Below are 16156 nucleotides of genomic sequence, written 5' to 3' on the forward strand. Positions count from 1 at the left end.
CTGGCCGCGCCTCAGCTCGGGTCTGCGAGCTTGTAAACCGCCACTTTCTTGCTGACGATGATCTGCCGTGGGCTGCGCACCGACAGTTCGAGCAGGTTGAAGCTGCTGCCCGCCGCGTACTCGCTGAAGCCCAGGCTGTTGGTGCTGCAATGCCGGTCGGACGAGGTCTGCGGCGCGCAGTAGATGATGCCCTTGCGCGCGGTGCTGGCCAGGCCGGTGCTGTCGTTGAAACGTGCACCCTGCTGGCCCGCGGTGGTGCTGCCGAAAGGCGCGCGGCCGTTGACCGACAGGCTGGTGGGCGCCAGGGCGAAGGTGGGCACCATCCAGGCATCGCCGTTGTTGTCCTGGCTGAAGTCGATGTTGTTGGGGTCGGCCACCGTCGAGGTTCCGAAGAGGTGGTAGCCGTTGGCGCCCGAGTCCGCGCGGATCTCGGTTCGCATGCCGGCCGTGAGCTGCACGAACACACGCTGCTTCACTTCACCCAGCGTCTCGGCGCGCGAGATGGTGCGGGTGGTCTGCACCACATTGGTCCGGCCGTCCACGTGGAAGAACTCCACGGTCCACACGCCCTGGTTGGGCACCGCGGCGATGGTGGCGTCGGTGTACTGCGTGGGTGTGTAGACCAGCGGATCCAGGCTGGCCGGGTTGCCGCTCTTGCCGCTGTCCGCGTAGACGGCGGCCAGGCGCAGGATGTTGGTGCCGCTGGCCACGCCGTTCTGGGCGATCGCCATGAAGGACAGGCCCGCGGTGGGCAGCAGGGTCAGCTTGGGCTGGTTGGGGAAGGGCGAGGTCACTTCCACCTTGGTGAAGATGGAGTTGCCGTTGCTGTCCACCACGTTGGGCACATTGATGTTGTAGCCGGTGGTGAAGTAGCTGAAAGCGGGTGTGTTGACCAGCTCGCGGTCTTCCGAATAGGCGTTCACGGCGGCCGAATACGCATTGCCGTTGCCGCTCAGCTTGAGCGAGCCGTCGGCCAGGCGCAGCACCAGGGTGTTGGTGTCGGTGGTGGCCGTCGCGTCGGTGGTGCGGTAGGTGATCACGTAGTCGCCATTGCTGCGCACGAACTCGACATTGAAGCGATCCCACACCAGGCCGGTGGCGCCGCTGCGGAACAGGCTGGCGAAGGCGCCGCCGTTGTTGGCATCGCGGCCCACGTGCAGGCCGCTGTTGTAGTAGGTGGCGGGATCGTTGCCGACGAAGAGCTGGCGGCAGACCGGCGCGATCACGTTGGCCGGCTCGCCGATGCTGTTGCCCGTGTCGCTGCCGGCATTGACCCGCTGGCTCAGCGGCAGCGCATAGCAGGCCGTCATGCGGCTGGCCAGGTCGGCCAGGATGGCGGGCGTCGGCACCGTGGCGACGGTGGTGGTCGAGGTCACCGGCAGCGGCGGGATGGTCGCCGCGCTGCTGTCGAAGGCCACGAAGACGGCGTCGCTCGACGAGGTCTTCACGCTGATCTCGATATTGGCGCTGCTGCCGTTGGGCCGCACGGTGATGGACAGCGCGTCCAGCACCTTGTCCTGGCCGCTGCCGTCGGCGGCGAAGACGCCGGAGATCGGATCGATGGTCTGGCCGAGCAGGGCGAGGACCGGCGCCAGGGCGGTCTTCAGCGCATCGACCTGGGTCTGCAGCGTGGCCGCGGTGACGGTGGCCGGCGTGGTCTGGATGGTGCCGGCGAGGCTGGCCGGATTGCCGTCGGAAGCCAAGCGCGCGACGATGATGGTGGTCAGCGGCGTGACATTGGCCGTGCCGGTGGCCGAGGAGGCGGTGACGCTGTAGAGCGCCTGGTCGTCGCGCACCGCGCGGATCACCAGCGGCGCGGCGGTGCTGGCCGGCAGCGTGCAGCTGTAGCTGCCATCGGCGGCGGTGGTGGTGCTGCAGACGGTGGTGCCGGTGCTGTCGGTGACGGTGACCGCGGCGCCGGCGAACGGCGCGCCGGTGGCGGCCACGCCGCTCAGGGTGGTGGTGGTCGGCGAGACCGATCCGCCTCCGCCGCTGCCGGTATCGGTGCTGCCGCCGGAGCCGGCGCCACCGCTGGCCACGGTGCTGTTGCCGCTGCCGCCACAGGCCGACAGGAGCAGCGCGGTCGCGCCGACGAGGAAGGCTGCAGCCAGGCGCGTCGTGCGCCGGTTCTGCCTGCGGGAAGAGGTTTCGATCTCTGGCTTGAATTTCATGTTGCCGGGCTCCACGGATGGGTCATCGCCTCTAAATTGAGAGCCGGCCCAGCGTAGGTGGCATCGAAAACGCTCGCATCACCCATCCGGGTGAAAGAGGCCGCCGGAGCGCAGCTGTTACAGCTTCTGCATGCGCGCATTCGTCGATTTGGCGAAGTGCCTTATCGCAGCAGCGCATCCGCGTCCTTGCGGCGTATGACGTCCGCCAACTGCGGCCGGATCTCGCGATAGAGTTTTTCCGCGGATTCGCCATATTCCTGTCTGACAACCTGCCCGATATTTTCTTCCCGCGATTCGGCGCATATGCCATGTACGGCGCAATGGTCCATCACATACGGATCCAGCGGTCCGCTGCATGGCAGGCCCGTGCCGTCGCATATGGCGGCGCGCCAGGCCAGGTCGAATATTGCATTGGCATGCGGCTCTTCATAGACCCGGCCGCCGAATGTCACGTTGGAAGTGCTGGGTTTGAAAAACACTTTGCCTAATTTCTCTAGCGACAGCGGATCTGCTTCCGAAAGATATCGTTCCGCGATGTTGTGAGTTTCACGCTTGTTTTCTCCGATGAAATTCCATTCCTCGTAATGAGCGTCGAGCGGGCTGTTTTGCAGGCGGGGATCCTTGGATGTTCTAAGGGTGTTTTCAATGGATAATTCGTCGCTGGAAAAGCTGGCACACCGCGATGTGTAGATCTGTCGGGCAGTTTCTTGTGCCTGCGAACTTGCGGCCCTGGTGGAAAATTCGGCGACTTGCTCTCGCATTGCTTGGCATTGAATCAAAATATGCAAAGCGTAGGTGCCACCGCCCTCGGCACCCCGGCGCATCGACTTTTCAAAGACGGTGCGCCAGTCGCGTGAGCCCGCGTAATCAATCCCGAGCGATCGTAAGCCTTGATCTTGGGTGGTGCCGACTGCTGCCGTAATCTGAGTCGGCAGGTTTTTAAAAGTCACCATTGGCGGCGCTTCAAATGCTTTCTCTGCATAAGTGGGCTTCAGTGCTGTCGACGATGAGTTTGTCTTGGGTGCTGTTTCCTTCCATATCAAGAAAACACACCCAGCAAGCAGGAGCGCGCCGCCAACAGCAGATAGTATTTTTCCCACGCTTCAGCCGCAGACGACGTGACGATGTACAACGCCGTCTTTCTGCTTGAGGTCGGTGCCGTAGCCGCTTAAAGCGGCCGATGAAAGCGGTGACGTCACGACGTAGGTTTCCTCACCGCCGTCGGCGTAGATGACCGTAAATTTTTTGTCCCGTTTGAGCGGTGTTTTTCCTAGGCCAATAATGTCAAGTGCTGTGGTATATGTTAGCAATACTCGGTAGACGCGTTCAGCTGCCATCCAGCGGTCAAGCGATGAACTCCGCGATGTGGTGTTTCTGAGGTCTGTGCCGGCAGCGAGGCAGCGTACGTCGCGGGCCATTTCATATTTTTCTGCAAGAGCGGTTAGCACGACGAAGCCTTGGAAGGGCTCTCCAACGCCAAAGCTCACTCCGCCTGCTGCGCCAAGCGATGCTCCTGCGGGCCCAATGCTCACGCCGTATACGTCAATTGGCGGGAGCTGTGCGGCGGCTGGCTGAATCAGCGTCGATGCAAACATCAAAAAGACGGATGAGAAACGGATTTGGCGCCGGATATTCATTGAGCCCTCCAGAAAAGAGGGCCGAAGCTTGGCGTGGCGACTTAAAACTTTATGTGATCTTCAGGCAAAAGACGGGTGAGCGGGCTCTCGCATGTCATACGGATTACAGCTGGAGGTATTCGTTGGCGCCTGCCATCACATTCAATTCGGCCGCAGGCCCAACTGGCTGCGCACATCGCCAAGCATGCGCCGCGCCACCTGCAGCCGCTCGGCCGTGCCGCGCAGGCTCAGGTGCCAGCCCGAGACCTCTTCGTTTTCCGTCGCGCTGCGGTGCAGGGATTGCACCGCGTGGCGGGCCGCCAGCGTGTGGCGGTGCACCCGCAGCCAGTGGCCGGGCTGGCGCTTTTCCAGCTCGACCAGGGAGCCGTCGAGCATGAAGCTGCCGCGCGAGGTGACGGCCAGCAGGCGCTTGTCCTGCGCACGCAGGAACAGCACCTCCGACAGCGGCAGCCGCTGGGCCCGGCCGCGGTTGACCACCCTCAGGCTCTCTTCCACTTCCTCGATGGGCATGTCCGGCGTGCGGCACAGGCTGGCGGCCTTGTGCAGGGCGCGCTCCAGGCGCTCGGGGCGCACCGGCTTGGTCAGGTAGTCGACCGCATCGGCTTCGAAGGCCTGCAACGCATGCTGGCTGTGGCCGGTGACGAAGACCACCGCCGGCTTCGGTGTCCAGTAGCGCAGCGAGGAGGCCAGCTCCAGCCCGTCCTGCCCGGGCATCTGCACGTCGAGCAGCAGCAGGTCGAAGCGGCGGTGCCGCATCAGGCCGGTGGCGCGGCCGGTGTCGGCGGCTTCCTCGACCACGCCGCAGAGCCCGGTGCCGCAGCGCATCAGCATCTGCCGCATGCGCTGACGCGCGAGTTGGTCGTCGTCGACGATCAGGATGTTCATTGCCATGAAAGCAGCGCTCCGTTCAGGGATGGCGCGGCGGGCCCCGATAAAATGCCCGGCTGCGCTCTTTTCGACCTTACCCGATGTCCTCATCCGCCTCTCCGTCCCCCGCCTCCTCCAATCAACTCGACAAGAAGTCCGAGGCGTGGTCCGCTTTGTTCTCGGAGCCGATGAGCGATCTGGTCAAGCGTTATACCGCCAGCGTGTTCTTCGACAAGCGCCTGTGGCAGGCCGACATCCAGGGCAGCCTGGCGCATGCCGGCATGCTGGCGGCGCAAGGGATCATCGCGGCGGACGACCATGCGTCCATCCAGCGCGGCATGGCGCAGATCACCGGCGAGATCGAATCCGGCGGCTTCGAATGGAAGCTCGACCTGGAAGACGTGCACCTCAACATCGAGGCCCGCCTGACCCAACTGGTGGGCGATGCCGGCAAGCGCCTGCACACCGGCCGCAGCCGCAACGATCAGGTGGCCACCGACGTGCGCCTGTGGCTGCGCGGCGAGATCGACCTGATCATCGGCCTGCTGGCCGACCTGCAACGCGCCCTGGTGGACATCGCCGAGAAGAACGCCGAGGTGATCCTGCCCGGCTTCACCCACCTGCAGGTGGCCCAGCCGGTGGCCTTTGGCCACCACATGCTGGCCTATGTGGAAATGTTCTCGCGCGATGCCGAGCGCCTGGTGGATGTGCGCCGCCGCGTCAACCGCCTGCCGCTGGGCGCTGCGGCCCTGGCCGGCACCAGCTATCCGCTGGACCGCGAGATGGTGGCGCGTTCGCTGGGCATGGTGGACGAGGCCGGCCAGGCGCAGGTTTGCCAGAACAGCCTGGACGCGGTGAGCGACCGCGACTTCGCCATCGAATTCACCGCGGCCGCCTCGCTGGCCATGGTGCATATCAGCCGCTTCTCGGAAGAGCTGATCCTGTGGATGAGCCAGAGCTTCGGCTTCATCGACATCGCCGACCGCTTCTGCACCGGCTCCTCGATCATGCCGCAGAAGAAGAACCCCGACGTGCCCGAGCTGGCGCGCGGCAAGACCGGCCGGGTGGTCGGTCACCTGATGGGCCTGATCACCCTGATGAAGGGCCAGCCCCTGGCCTACAACAAGGACAACCAGGAAGACAAGGAGCCGCTGTTCGACACGGTCGATACGCTCAAGGACACCCTGCGCATCTTCGCGGAGATGGTGGGCGGCATCACCGTCAAGCCCGAGGCGATGGAGAAGGCTGCGCTGCGCGGCTATGCCACCGCCACCGACCTGGCCGACTATCTGGTCAAGAAGGGCCTGCCCTTCCGCGATGCGCACGAGACGGTGGCGCATGCGGTGAAGGCGGCGATCTCGCACCGGGTGGACCTGTCGGAGCTGCCGCTGGCCGTGCTGCAGGAGTTCCATCCGCGGATCGAGAAGGACGTCTACCAGGTGCTGTCGCTGCGCGGCTCGCTGGAGGCCCGCTCCACGCTCGGCGGCACTGCGCCGAATCAGGTGCGTGCGCAGATCGCCCGCCACCGGGCCCGGCTGAACTAAGCGGCGCCTAAGACCGCGCACCGACAATCCCGGCCATGCGAATCCTGCTGGTCGAAGACGACACCATGATCGGCGAGGCCGTGCTCGGCCTGCTGCGCGCCGAGCGTTATGCGGTGGACTGGGTGCGCGACGGCGAGATGGCCGACACGGCGCTGCGCAGCGAGCACTACGACGGCGTGCTGCTCGACCTGGGCCTGCCGCGGCGCGACGGCATCGAGGTGCTGAAGGCCCTGCGCGCGCGCGGCGGCCGGGTGCCGGTGCTGATCGCCACGGCGCGGGATGCGATAGCCGACCGGGTCGCGGGGCTGGACGCCGGCGCCGAGGACTATGTCGTCAAGCCTTTCGACACCGACGAGCTGCTGGCCCGTATGCGCGCCCTGGTGCGGCGCGGCGAGGGCCATGCGGCGCCCACCTTCTCGCACCGCGGCGTGACACTCGACCCGGCCACCCACCAAGCCACGCAGGATGGCCGGCCGGTGGCCCTGTCCGCGCGGGAATGGGCGGTGCTGGAGCCGATGCTGGCCCGGCCCGGCGTGATCTTCTCCCGCACCCAGCTGGAGGAGCGCATGTTCAGCTGGAAGGACGAGGTGAGCAGCAATGCGGTGGAGGTCTATATCCACGGCGTGCGCAAGAAGCTCGGCGCCGAGCTGATCCAGACGGTGCGCGGCCTCGGCTACATGGTGCCCAAGGCATGAACCTGCACCTGCCCGCGCCGCGCTCGCTGCAGGACCGGCTGATGGTGCTGCTGCTGGCCTGCGTGGTGCTGGCCGCCGCCGCCCTGGCCATGGGCGCCTACCGCAATGCCCTGCAGGAGGCCGATGCGATCAACGACCTGCACCTGCAGCAGGTGGCCAATTCGCTGCGTCACACGGTGCCCCTGGGCGGCATGGCGGGCGAGGGCGACGACGGCGACCTGGACCTGCAGGTGCAGATCTGGGGCTCCGACGGCGTGCAGCTCTACCGCTCGGCGCGCTCCGGCCTGCCGCAGCGGGCGGTGCTGGGTTTTTCCGACATGACGGTCGAGGGCACGCGCTACCGCGTCTATTCGATCCAGACCCCGCTGCAGACGGTGCAGATCGCCCAGGACATGGACGCCCGCCAGGAGCGCGCCCGCGCCCAGGCCCTGCGCGCCACGCTGCCGGTGGTGCTGGTGGCGCCCGTCCTGATGCTGGCCATGGGCGCCATCATCAGCCGCACCCTGGCGCCGGTGGAGCGCATGCGCCGCCAGGTGGCCGGCCGCGCCGCCGACGACCTGCGGCCGCTGCCCGAAGACCATCTGCCCGACGAGGTGCTGCCCCTGGTGCAGGAACTCAACCTGCTGTTCGGCCGGGTGCGCGGCGCCTTCGATGCCCAGCGCCAGTTCGTCGCCGATGCGGCGCACGAGCTGCGCTCGCCGCTGACCGCACTCAAGCTGCAGGTGCAGGGCCTGCAGCGCGGGCCGACCGATGCCGCCGCGCAGGAGGCCGCCACCGCGCGGCTGGCGCAGGGCATAGACCGGGCGATCGCCCTGGTCGGCCAGCTGCTGCAGCTGGCGCGGCAGGATGCGGGCGAGGGCGCGGCATCGCCCGCCGTGCGTATCGACCTGCGCGACGTGGTGCAGACCGTGGTCGCCGACGCGCTGCCGCTGGCCGCCGCCCGGCAGATCGACCTGGGGGTGGTGGCATCCGACAGCGCCCCGCTGACCGGCCATGCCGAAAGCCTGCAGACCCTGCTGCGCAACCTGCTGGACAACGCGATCAAGTTCGCGCCGCCCGGCGGCCGGATCGATGTGGAACTGCGCCAATCCGCGGGCGAGGTGCTGCTGGCGGTCGACGACAACGGCCCCGGCATTGCGCAGGAGTTCCGCGCCCGGGTGCTCGACCGTTTCTTCCGCGCACCCGATGCCCAGGCGCCCGGCAGCGGCCTGGGCCTGGCCATCGTGCGGGCCGTGGCCGAGCGCCATGGCGGCCGGCTGGCGCTGCTGGCCTCGCCCACGCTGGGCGGGCTGCGGGTGGAGCTGCGCCTGCCCGGCGCCTGAGGCTGGACGGCGGGCTCAGCGCCTGTTGGATCGCAGGCCGAGCGCCCGCTCCGAAGTGCACTTGTCCTCGGCGGAGAATTTGCCGATGACCCGCACGACCCGGGCCCGCACGTCCGGCCAGAGCGGCGCCGGAATACCTTCGTGGACGGTCCTGAGCATTCCGAGATTGCCCATGATGAGATAGGAGCGCAGCCCATGCGCCAGATCCCACAGCCCATGCATGACCTCGGCCACGAGCGGTGGCGGCTGCCAGCACAGCTCCGTCAGCCGCTGGCGGAAGGCCAGGATGCGCTCCTCGCTGTGGGGCGTGAGCGAGGCGCTCAGCACCAGGCCGACCAGCAGGCGTTCCCGCGGGGGCAGCCCTGCGGCGTAGCGTCCCATGGTGCCCAGCAGTTCCTTGCGCAGTCCGTCGAATTCCTCGTCCTGCAGCAGCCTGGTGTAGATGGCCAGCAGGCGCAGGCAGACGCAGGCGCCGTGCCGGCCCAGGTGCTGGATCACATGGTTGGCCACCGGCCTCAGCAGGTCGTAGCTGCGCGAGCTGCCGAGGGTTCTTTCTTCGTCGAACATGCCCAGATAGCGGTGCAGATGCCTGGCCGCATCGGCCGGATCCCGCGGCAGGCTGGCCATCAGCAGGGCGGTGCGCTCGGCCTCCCATCCCTTGGCCGGCACGCTCTGCAGCGCCAGCACCTGGTATTGGCGCGGAAGCGCCTCGATGGCGTCGATCAGCAGGCGTTTCTGCGCGTCGGGGCCGTCGGCGGGATGGTTGGCCAGGGGCGCGTAGCAACTGTCGAGCAGCGCCAGCAGCCGCCAGCGGATGCCCGGCGGTGTCTGGGTCACCAGCGACAGGGCGGTCGGCAGGTTGGTGTGGTGGCGGCCGCTGTAGCGCATGCTGGCCAGGGCGGCCTGCACATGGGCGCGGCAGTAGGCCGGCAGGCGATCGACGTGGTTTTCCACGGCCTTGGGCAGTGCGGTGCTTTCGCTGGATCGGATCAGCAGGTCCAGCAGTGCCGCCACCAGCCTGTCCATGGGCGCGGGGTTGTCGATCAGCAGCGGCATGAATTCTTCCATCAGCGAAGGTGCGGCGGGCAGCACCTGCGCGGCGAAGCGCGCCAGATAGATGTCGCGGCGCTGGTCCCATTCGTATTGCTGGCAGCCGTCGGGCGCTTGCCGGGGCCATTGCCGCAGGTAATGCTCGACCAGCGCGGTGTTGGGCTGCAGGCCCATGGTCCTGGCCTTCTTGCCGAGGGCATGCCAGGAGGGCGCCTGCAGTTCCGGCAGCATGGCGTCGAGTTCGGACAGGGTGGCCGCCACGGTCTTGCCCTGGCAGGCCTTGTGGATGTTGCAGGCATGGGCCGCCGCCGCGATCGCCTTGGCGCCGGCCTGTTCCCATTCCGGGAACACCGTCGACAGGTCCAGCAGCTCTTGCATCACGGCATGGGCCTGCGCCAGCGTGTCGCCGGTGCTGGGCTGGTAGACCCAGGCGAACATGTCCTGCAGGATCTCCTGGGGCAGCATGCGGATGGAACTCACGGGGCTGGCCGCGGCGGCGGATGAAAGCATGGCAGGACGGCGCCGGCGGCGGTGCATCGGTCGGGGCTTGCGAATCTAGGGACGGGCCTCAGGGGCCGGCCGCGTCGATGCGAACCGCCGGCAAGGGTGGCGCAGCGCCGCGTTCGGCCAGGCCGCGGCTGTATTCGCGAACATGTGTCACGGCCTGCGAGCGGCATGCCGGCGGGAGCTGGTACAGCAGCTCGGCGAGTGCGACCTCGGCCCGCGCCTCGTCGTGCTGCTTCACATGCACGAACACCCTGGCCAGGGCATCGAGGCAGCCCATGAGGAGGTAGGAGGGCAGCCCCAGCGCCGGTTCGCGCATCACCCAGAAGACATCGGTCGCCAGCCACCGCTCCTGCGCGGACAGCCAGAGCAGCTGGTGGCGAAACACCCCCAGCCGGGTTTCCCCGTGCGGTGGCAGCAGGCCGCAGGCCAGGATGCTCAGCAGGCCGGAGGCGGCGGGCGGCAGTCCGGCGGCATAGTCCTTGCACATCACGATCAGCCCATGTCGGTGCTGCGCCTGTACGCCTTCGAGCCGCTCGGACAGCAGCCTGAGCAGCAACAGCACCACCGGCAGGCCGTGGCGGCCCAATTGGCGGGTGGCGTAGGCCAGCACACGCGTGAGGGCCAGCACGGCGTCGTTGCCGTTCAGCCGCGCCTGCGGATCGAATATGGCGAGGCTGCGCTTGAGGTGCGCGGCGGCCCGGGCCGGATCCTCAGGCAGCTTCCGCAGGCACTGCAGCAGCAGGGCGCAGCGCAGGTCCTCCCAGCCGGCGGCCGCCACCTCGGTCAGCACTCTCACGCCGTGGCGCTCCGGCAATGCCCGGATGGCCTGGATCAGGCTTCGCAGCAGCGGAGCGGAAAAACGCTTGTCCGCCCGCGCCGGCACCTCGATCCGGTCGGCCAGCGGCGGCAGCAGCCGGGCCTGCAGCCATGCCGGTGCCTGTGTTACCCGCTCCAGCTTCTTCGGCAGGGGACAGCGGGCCGCTTCGCCGTTTCGCAGGCAGGTGCGCACCGCCTGGAAGCTGGGCTGGCAGTAGGCCGGCAGGCTGTCGACCAGCCGGTGCAGCATGCCGGCGATGCGGGCGCTGCGCTTCTTCACGATGATGCGGTCGATCAGCGTGGACACCAGCCGGGGCATGTGCGGCCCGGACTCGGGCAGCAAGCGCATGAACGTTTCCAGCAGCCGGCTGTCGCGGTCGATCGCGATGGCCGCGAAGGCGGCGAGATGGCGGTCGCGCTGCAGGCTCCAGCCACGGATGCGGCTGCGTGGCGGAGGCTGGACCGGCCAGCGCGCCAGGTAGCGGCGGGTCGTCTTTTTCAGCGCCTCGCGGTCCATCGCCGACACCCGCTGCGCCAGGGTCCGCCAGGATGGCGCCTGCAGGCCGGCCGCGACCTTGCGGAGCCGGCGCAGCGCCGCGGCCAGTGCCGTGCCGGCGGGCTGCTCTTCGATGTCCACGCTGTTGCGCGCCGCCTTCACCGCGTCCTCGCAGGCCTTGTGCCAACGTGCGTTCAGGCTCGACAGGTCCAGCAGTTGCTGCAGCACGGACTGGGGCTGCCGCGCGCCATCCTGCGGGCCGCCGGCATAGACCTGGTCCGCGATCTGGATCAGTGTCTCGGTCGGCAGGTCGTCGATGCAGGCCGCCGGCACGGCGAGCGGGGCGGCGGAGGGCGTCGGGGTGCTTGGGGGCGCTGTCTGCATGGATGTCTCTCCGGTTCACGGCCGGGCTGGCTAGGGCCGCAGATGCAGGCCGAGCGTCCGGCCGAACAAGGCGCTGTCGTTCGCGACGAAGCCCCGCGCCAGCTCGCACAGGGTGTTCCGGACCCGCATCCAGAGCTGCTCGGGGAGCCGCTTGAGCACCGCGTCCAGGGTGTCCAGGCTGCTCATGAACAGGCAGGAGGACAGGCCGTGCTGCGGATCGCACAGCGAACACAGGACCCAGGCGATGAGGCCGGCGTCGTGCTTCAGCAGCTGGGCCAGGTCCATGCGGAAGGCCAGGACACGCATTTCGCCGGCCCGCTCGAACAGGCCGTGGACCAGCAGGCGGATCAGCATCCGGTCGCGCGGCGGCAGCTGCTCGGCATGCGCCTTGAACTGCTGCAGCACGTCCTGCCGCAGCGTTTCCTCCAGCGCCAGGCGCTGGTCGTAGTGCATCAGCAGGCTGCGGCACGCGCCCGTGCCGTGGGCGCCCAGCATGTCGAAGACATGGCGCCGTACCGGCTCCAGGATCTGGAAGACGGCCGGGGCACGCAGGTTCCGGCCGCTGTCGAAGACGGCCAGATAGGCCTCCAGATGCGGCGCCGCCTCTTGCGGCCGCGCGGGCAGGCAGTGCAGCAGCATGTCGGTGCGCAGCCGTTCCCAGCCCGGGGCGTGCAGCCGCCGCAGGGCGAGCACGCGGTACCGGGGGGCCAGCTTGCCGATGGCATCGACCAGCGCCTGCTGGGGCGCGCCCAGGCAGCAGCCTTCGTCCACCCTCGGCTGCGGAAACTGCGCATGCATCGCCACCAGCATGCGCCACTGCAGCCGCTGGGGCATTGCCTGCGCCATGAGCAGCACCGTCTGCAGGTTCAGGTGCTGCGTCTTGCCGTGGCGCATGCAGGCCTGCACGGCCTGGAAGCGCGCGCGGCAGTAGCGCGGCATGGTGTCGGCATGCAGGTCGAAGGCCTCTGCCAGGGACGGGCTGAGCAGGCCGTCGCAGGCCACGTCCAGCAAGGCCGCGGCCAGCCTGTCCATGGGGGCGCGGGATTCACCGAGCAGCAGCAGGAAATCCCGCATGCGCTCGCTCGCGTGGGGCAGCACCCCTGCCGCGAAATACGCCAGGCAGGCATCGCGCCGGCCGTGCCATTCGGCCTGCGGCATGCTGCCGGGCGGCACCCGGGCCGGCCATTGCTGCAGGTACTGGTCCACACCCAGATCCAGCGTGTGGGGGCCGAATGCCGCCGCGCGGCCGGGCAGGGCCTGCCAGGCCGGTTTCTGCAGGGCGGGGCGCAGAGCCTGGAGCGAAGCCAGGGCCTCGGCCAGGCCCTTGCCTCTTTTTTGCTGGTGGACGGCCAGGGCCTTGCCGGCCGCGAAGATGGAGTCCTGGCAGGCGGCCTTCCAGGCGCGGTTGAGCCTGGCCAGGTTCTGCAGCTGCTCCAGGGCGTATTCACCCTGCGCCAGGCTGGTGTTGGGCGAACCGGTGAAGACCTGCTCGACGATCTGCTGCAGCAGTTCGCCCGGCAGGTCGTTGATGGAGCCGATGCGGGCCTTGCCGGTAGCGGCGGCGATGAACATGAAGAGCCGGCGATCGGAGCGCCATCTGGATGTGATGAACGTTCCAATCTAGTCCGCGGCCCGGCCCCTGGCCGCGGGAAAACGAAAACCCCGCGCGTGCTGCGCAGGGCAGGCGGGCCTCGCTTATTCCAGCTCGCCCATCTGCGACTGCAGGTAGTTCGGCAGGCCGACCTTGGCCACCAGGTCGATCTGGGTTTCCAGGAAGTCGATGTGCTCCTCGGTGTCGTCGAGGATCTTCTGCAGCAGGTCGCGCGAGACATAGTCGCGCACCGATTCGCAGTGGGCCATGCCGGCCTTGATGGTGGCCTGGGCGCCGTATTCCAGTCCCAGGTCGGCGCTCAGCAGCTCGGGCACGTCCTCGCCGATGTTGAGCTTGCCCAGGTCCTGCAGGTTGGGCAGACCGTCGAGCATGAAGATGCGGTCCATCAGCCAGTCGGCGTGCTTCATCTCGCCGATGGATTCGGAGTATTCCTTCTTGGCCAGCTTGTCGAAGCCCCAGTGCTTCAACATGCGGTAGTGCAGGAAGTACTGGTTGATCGCGGTCAGCTCGTTCTTGAGCTGGGCCTGCAGATGCTGGATGACTTGGAGATCGCCCTTCATGTTGTTCTTTCTTTCGCGCTGATTGGATGGGGCGCGATTGTGGGGGTAGACCCCGAGGCCAACAAGGTAATCCCCCACGCGCGCGGTGTGCCTGCGGCTGAGGCTGAGACAGGTTCGCATTGTTCCCGGCGGGCGACGTCACGGCATCGTCAAACGCCGGGAATAGAAAATCCCAATTTGCCGCATACGTTCTATTCATCGGGAAGACGGGTTTGCCCGTCTATGCTTGCGGCTCTGTCAGTCATATCCAACGAGGAATCACGCAAATGTCTCTGATCAACAAGGAAGTCGCTCCTTTCAAGGCCACCGCTTACCACAACGGCAAGTTCGTGCCGGTGAGCGAGCAGAACTTCAAGGGCAAGTGGTCCGTCGTCGTGTTCTACCCGGCCGACTTCACCTTCGTCTGCCCCACCGAACTGGGTGATCTGGCCGACCACTACGCCGAATTCCAGAAGCTGGGCGCCGAAGTCTATGGCGTGTCCACCGACACCCACTTCACCCACAAGGCCTGGCACGACACCTCCGACACCATCGCCAAGGTCCAGTACCCGCTGATCGGCGACCCGAACCACCAGCTGGCCAGCTTCTTCGAAGTGCTGATCACCGAAGGCGACGACCACGGCCTGGCCCTGCGCGGCACCTTCGTGATCGACCCCGAAGGCCGCATCAAGACCATCGAAGTGCACGACAACGGCATCGGCCGTGACGCCACCGAAACCCTGCGCCGCCTGAAGGCCGCCCAGTACATCGCCGCCCACCCCGGCGAAGTCTGCCCCGCCAAGTGGAGCGAAGGCGCCGAGACCCTGACCCCCTCGCTCGACCTGGTCGGCAAGATCTAAGCGGTCCGCTGCGAACAGCCCGGGTGCGCCCGGGCTTTTTTTTCCGCAGCCGAACCATAACTATCGACTTATATAAATCAATAGCGAGTAATTATCATGCTGGACGCCAACCTCAAGAACGCACTCAAGGGCTACCTGGAGCGTGTCACCAGGCCGATCGAAATCGTCGCCTCGGTGGACGACAGCAAGGCGTCCGGCGACCTGAAGGACCTGCTGGCCGACATCGTCGCGCTGAGCGACAAGATCACCGTGGTCGAGCGCAGCGACGATGGCGAGCGCAAGCCCTCCTTCCTGATCACCAACCCCGGCGTGGACACCGGCCTGCGCTTCGCCGGCCTGCCGCTGGGCCATGAGTTCACCTCGCTGGTGCTGGCGCTGCTGCAGGTCGGCGGCCATCCGTCGAAGGCCGCGCAGGACACCATCGACCAGGTGAAGAACCTCGAAGGCGACTACCACTTCGAAACCTACTTCTCGCTGTCCTGCCAGAACTGCCCGGACGTGGTGCAGGCGCTGAACCTGATGGCGGTGCTCAACCCCAACATCAAGCACACCGCCATCGAAGGCAGCCTGTTCCCCGACGAGATCGAGGCGCGCCAGATCATGTCCGTGCCCACCGTCTATCTGAACGGCACCAACTTCGGCCAGGGCCGCATGCAGCTCGAAGAGATCGTCGCCAAGATCGATTCCGGCGCCGTGAAGCGCGAAGCAGCCAAAATCGATGCCCGCGCGCCCTACGACCTGCTGGTGGTCGGCGGCGGCCCGGCCGGCGCGGCGGCAGCCGTGTATGCCGCCCGCAAGGGCATCCGCACCGGCGTGGCGGCCGAGCGTTTCGGCGGCCAGGTGCTCGACACCCTGGGCATCGAGAACTTCATCTCGATCAAGGAGACCGAAGGGCCGAAGTTCGCCGTGGCGCTGGAAGAGCACGTCAAGCACTACGACGTGGACATCATGAACCTGCAGCGCGCCGAGGCCATCGTGCCCGGCGGCGAGCTGATCGAGGTGAAGCTGGCCAGCGGCGCGTCGCTGAAGGCCAAGTCGGTGGTGATCTCCACCGGCGCCCGGTGGCGCAACATCAACGTGCCCGGTGAGGCCGAGTACAAGAACAAGGGCGTGGCCTACTGCCCGCACTGCGACGGCCCGCTCTTCAAGGGCAAGCGCGTGGCGGTGATCGGCGGCGGCAACTCCGGCGTGGAGGCGGCGATCGACCTGGCCGGCGTGGTCGGCCATGTCACGCTGATCGAGTTCGGCGACCAGCTGCGCGCCGACGAGGTGCTGCAGCGCAAGCTGCGCAGCCTGCCCAACGCCAAGGTCATCGTGTCGGCGCAGACCACGGCCATCACCGGCGACGGCAACAAGGTCAACGGCCTGAGCTACAAGGACCGCGTCGGCGGCGAGGAGCACCAGGTGGAACTCGAAGGCGTGTTCATCCAGATCGGCCTGGTGCCCAACACCGAGTGGCTGAAGGGCACGCTGGAGCTGTCCAGGCACGGCGAGATCGTGGTGGATGCCCGCGGCCAGACCTCGCTGCCCGGCGTGTTCGCCGCCGGTGACGTCACCACGGTGCCGTTCAAGCAGATCATCATCGCGGCCGGCGACGGCGCGAAGGCCGCCCTGGGTGCCTTCGATCACCTGATCCGCAGTTCCGTGCCGGCCTGA

General features: G+C 67.4%; 13 protein-coding genes. 5 read left to right on the forward strand and 8 right to left on the reverse strand.

Annotated elements, in window-relative coordinates; translation table 11 throughout:
* Positions 1–11: 11 nt before the first annotated feature.
* From GT347_RS22690 to GT347_RS22705, 4 genes are all read right to left on the reverse strand, one after another.
* The gene (locus GT347_RS22690; RefSeq protein ID WP_160554345.1) at positions 12–2171 is read right to left on the reverse strand and encodes a carboxypeptidase regulatory-like domain-containing protein; all 2160 of its coding nucleotides are present in this window, start codon (positions 2169–2171) and stop codon (positions 12–14) included.
* Between the two features lie 161 nt (positions 2172–2332).
* Positions 2333–3271 (reverse strand): hypothetical protein, encoded by a 939-nt coding sequence (locus tag GT347_RS22695; RefSeq protein WP_160554346.1) that lies wholly within the window; start codon positions 3269–3271, stop codon positions 2333–2335.
* Between the two features lie 3 nt (positions 3272–3274).
* A complete protein-coding gene (locus GT347_RS22700) occupies positions 3275–3808 on the reverse strand; it encodes a hypothetical protein (RefSeq protein ID WP_160554347.1) in 534 nt (177 codons plus the stop codon).
* 141 nt (positions 3809–3949) lie between these two features.
* Positions 3950–4699, reverse strand: coding sequence for a LytR/AlgR family response regulator transcription factor (locus GT347_RS22705; RefSeq protein WP_160554348.1), 750 nt, complete (start codon positions 4697–4699; stop codon positions 3950–3952).
* A 77-nt stretch (positions 4700–4776) separates the two neighbouring features.
* Between GT347_RS22705 and argH the strand changes: the two genes are divergently transcribed.
* Genes argH through GT347_RS22720 form a run of 3 tightly spaced genes read left to right on the forward strand, consistent with a single transcriptional unit; the run spans position 4777 to position 8236 of the window.
* On the forward strand, positions 4777–6219 hold the full coding sequence (argH, locus tag GT347_RS22710; RefSeq protein ID WP_160554349.1) for an argininosuccinate lyase: 1443 nt from the start codon (positions 4777–4779) through the stop codon (positions 6217–6219).
* A gap of 35 nt (positions 6220–6254) precedes the next feature.
* Positions 6255–6914: a response regulator gene (locus GT347_RS22715; RefSeq protein WP_160554350.1), complete on the forward strand. Its 660-nt coding sequence runs from the start codon at positions 6255–6257 to the stop codon at positions 6912–6914.
* The gene (locus GT347_RS22720) at positions 6911–8236 is read left to right on the forward strand and encodes an ATP-binding protein (protein ID WP_160554351.1); all 1326 of its coding nucleotides are present in this window, start codon (positions 6911–6913) and stop codon (positions 8234–8236) included. Before GT347_RS22715 ends, GT347_RS22720 begins: the two co-directional genes overlap by 4 nt.
* Positions 8237–8251: 15 nt before the next feature.
* Here GT347_RS22720 and GT347_RS22725 read toward each other — a convergent pair whose 3' ends face one another.
* The 4 genes from GT347_RS22725 to bfr form a co-directional block, all read right to left on the reverse strand.
* Positions 8252–9796: a hypothetical protein gene (locus GT347_RS22725; protein WP_160554352.1), complete on the reverse strand. Its 1545-nt coding sequence runs from the start codon at positions 9794–9796 to the stop codon at positions 8252–8254.
* A gap of 58 nt (positions 9797–9854) precedes the next feature.
* Positions 9855–11489: a hypothetical protein gene (locus GT347_RS22730; RefSeq protein WP_160554353.1), complete on the reverse strand. Its 1635-nt coding sequence runs from the start codon at positions 11487–11489 to the stop codon at positions 9855–9857.
* Between the two features lie 30 nt (positions 11490–11519).
* Entirely contained in the window at positions 11520–13061 is a 1542-nt protein-coding gene (locus tag GT347_RS22735; protein ID WP_160554354.1) for a hypothetical protein, read from the reverse strand.
* A 123-nt stretch (positions 13062–13184) separates the two neighbouring features.
* Positions 13185–13661 (reverse strand): bacterioferritin, encoded by a 477-nt coding sequence (gene bfr / locus GT347_RS22740; protein ID WP_160554355.1) that lies wholly within the window; start codon positions 13659–13661, stop codon positions 13185–13187.
* A gap of 266 nt (positions 13662–13927) precedes the next feature.
* Between bfr and ahpC the strand changes: the two genes are divergently transcribed.
* Both ahpC and ahpF read left to right on the forward strand, forming a co-directional pair.
* Positions 13928–14500 carry an alkyl hydroperoxide reductase subunit C gene (ahpC, locus tag GT347_RS22745; protein WP_160554356.1) on the forward strand — a complete coding sequence of 191 codons (573 nt, stop codon included), beginning with the start codon at positions 13928–13930 and terminating at the stop codon, positions 14498–14500.
* Between the two features lie 96 nt (positions 14501–14596).
* On the forward strand, positions 14597–16156 hold the full coding sequence (gene ahpF, locus GT347_RS22750) for an alkyl hydroperoxide reductase subunit F (protein WP_160554357.1): 1560 nt from the start codon (positions 14597–14599) through the stop codon (positions 16154–16156).

This window comes from Xylophilus rhododendri, assembly GCF_009906855.1.
GTDB lineage: Bacteria > Pseudomonadota > Gammaproteobacteria > Burkholderiales > Burkholderiaceae_C > Xylophilus > Xylophilus rhododendri.

Bases quoted from the DNA above. Each gene is read 5' to 3' on its own strand.
- GT347_RS22690 (WP_160554345.1), bottom strand. From the start codon at position 2,171: ATGAAATTCAAGCCAGAGATCGAAACCTCTTCCCGCAGGCAGAACCGG.
- ahpF (WP_160554357.1), top strand. From the start codon at position 14,597: ATGCTGGACGCCAACCTCAAGAACGCACTCAAGGGCTACCTGGAGCGT.
- bfr (WP_160554355.1), bottom strand. From the start codon at position 13,661: ATGAAGGGCGATCTCCAAGTCATCCAGCATCTGCAGGCCCAGCTCAAG.
- GT347_RS22725 (WP_160554352.1), bottom strand. From the start codon at position 9,796: ATGCTTTCATCCGCCGCCGCGGCCAGCCCCGTGAGTTCCATCCGCATG.
- GT347_RS22735 (WP_160554354.1), bottom strand. From the start codon at position 13,061: ATGTTCATCGCCGCCGCTACCGGCAAGGCCCGCATCGGCTCCATCAAC.
- ahpC (WP_160554356.1), top strand. From the start codon at position 13,928: ATGTCTCTGATCAACAAGGAAGTCGCTCCTTTCAAGGCCACCGCTTAC.
- GT347_RS22715 (WP_160554350.1), top strand. From the start codon at position 6,255: ATGCGAATCCTGCTGGTCGAAGACGACACCATGATCGGCGAGGCCGTG.
- GT347_RS22705 (WP_160554348.1), bottom strand. From the start codon at position 4,699: ATGGCAATGAACATCCTGATCGTCGACGACGACCAACTCGCGCGTCAG.
- GT347_RS22700 (WP_160554347.1), bottom strand. From the start codon at position 3,808: ATGAATATCCGGCGCCAAATCCGTTTCTCATCCGTCTTTTTGATGTTT.
- argH (WP_160554349.1), top strand. From the start codon at position 4,777: ATGTCCTCATCCGCCTCTCCGTCCCCCGCCTCCTCCAATCAACTCGAC.
- GT347_RS22720 (WP_160554351.1), top strand. From the start codon at position 6,911: ATGAACCTGCACCTGCCCGCGCCGCGCTCGCTGCAGGACCGGCTGATG.
- GT347_RS22730 (WP_160554353.1), bottom strand. From the start codon at position 11,489: ATGCAGACAGCGCCCCCAAGCACCCCGACGCCCTCCGCCGCCCCGCTC.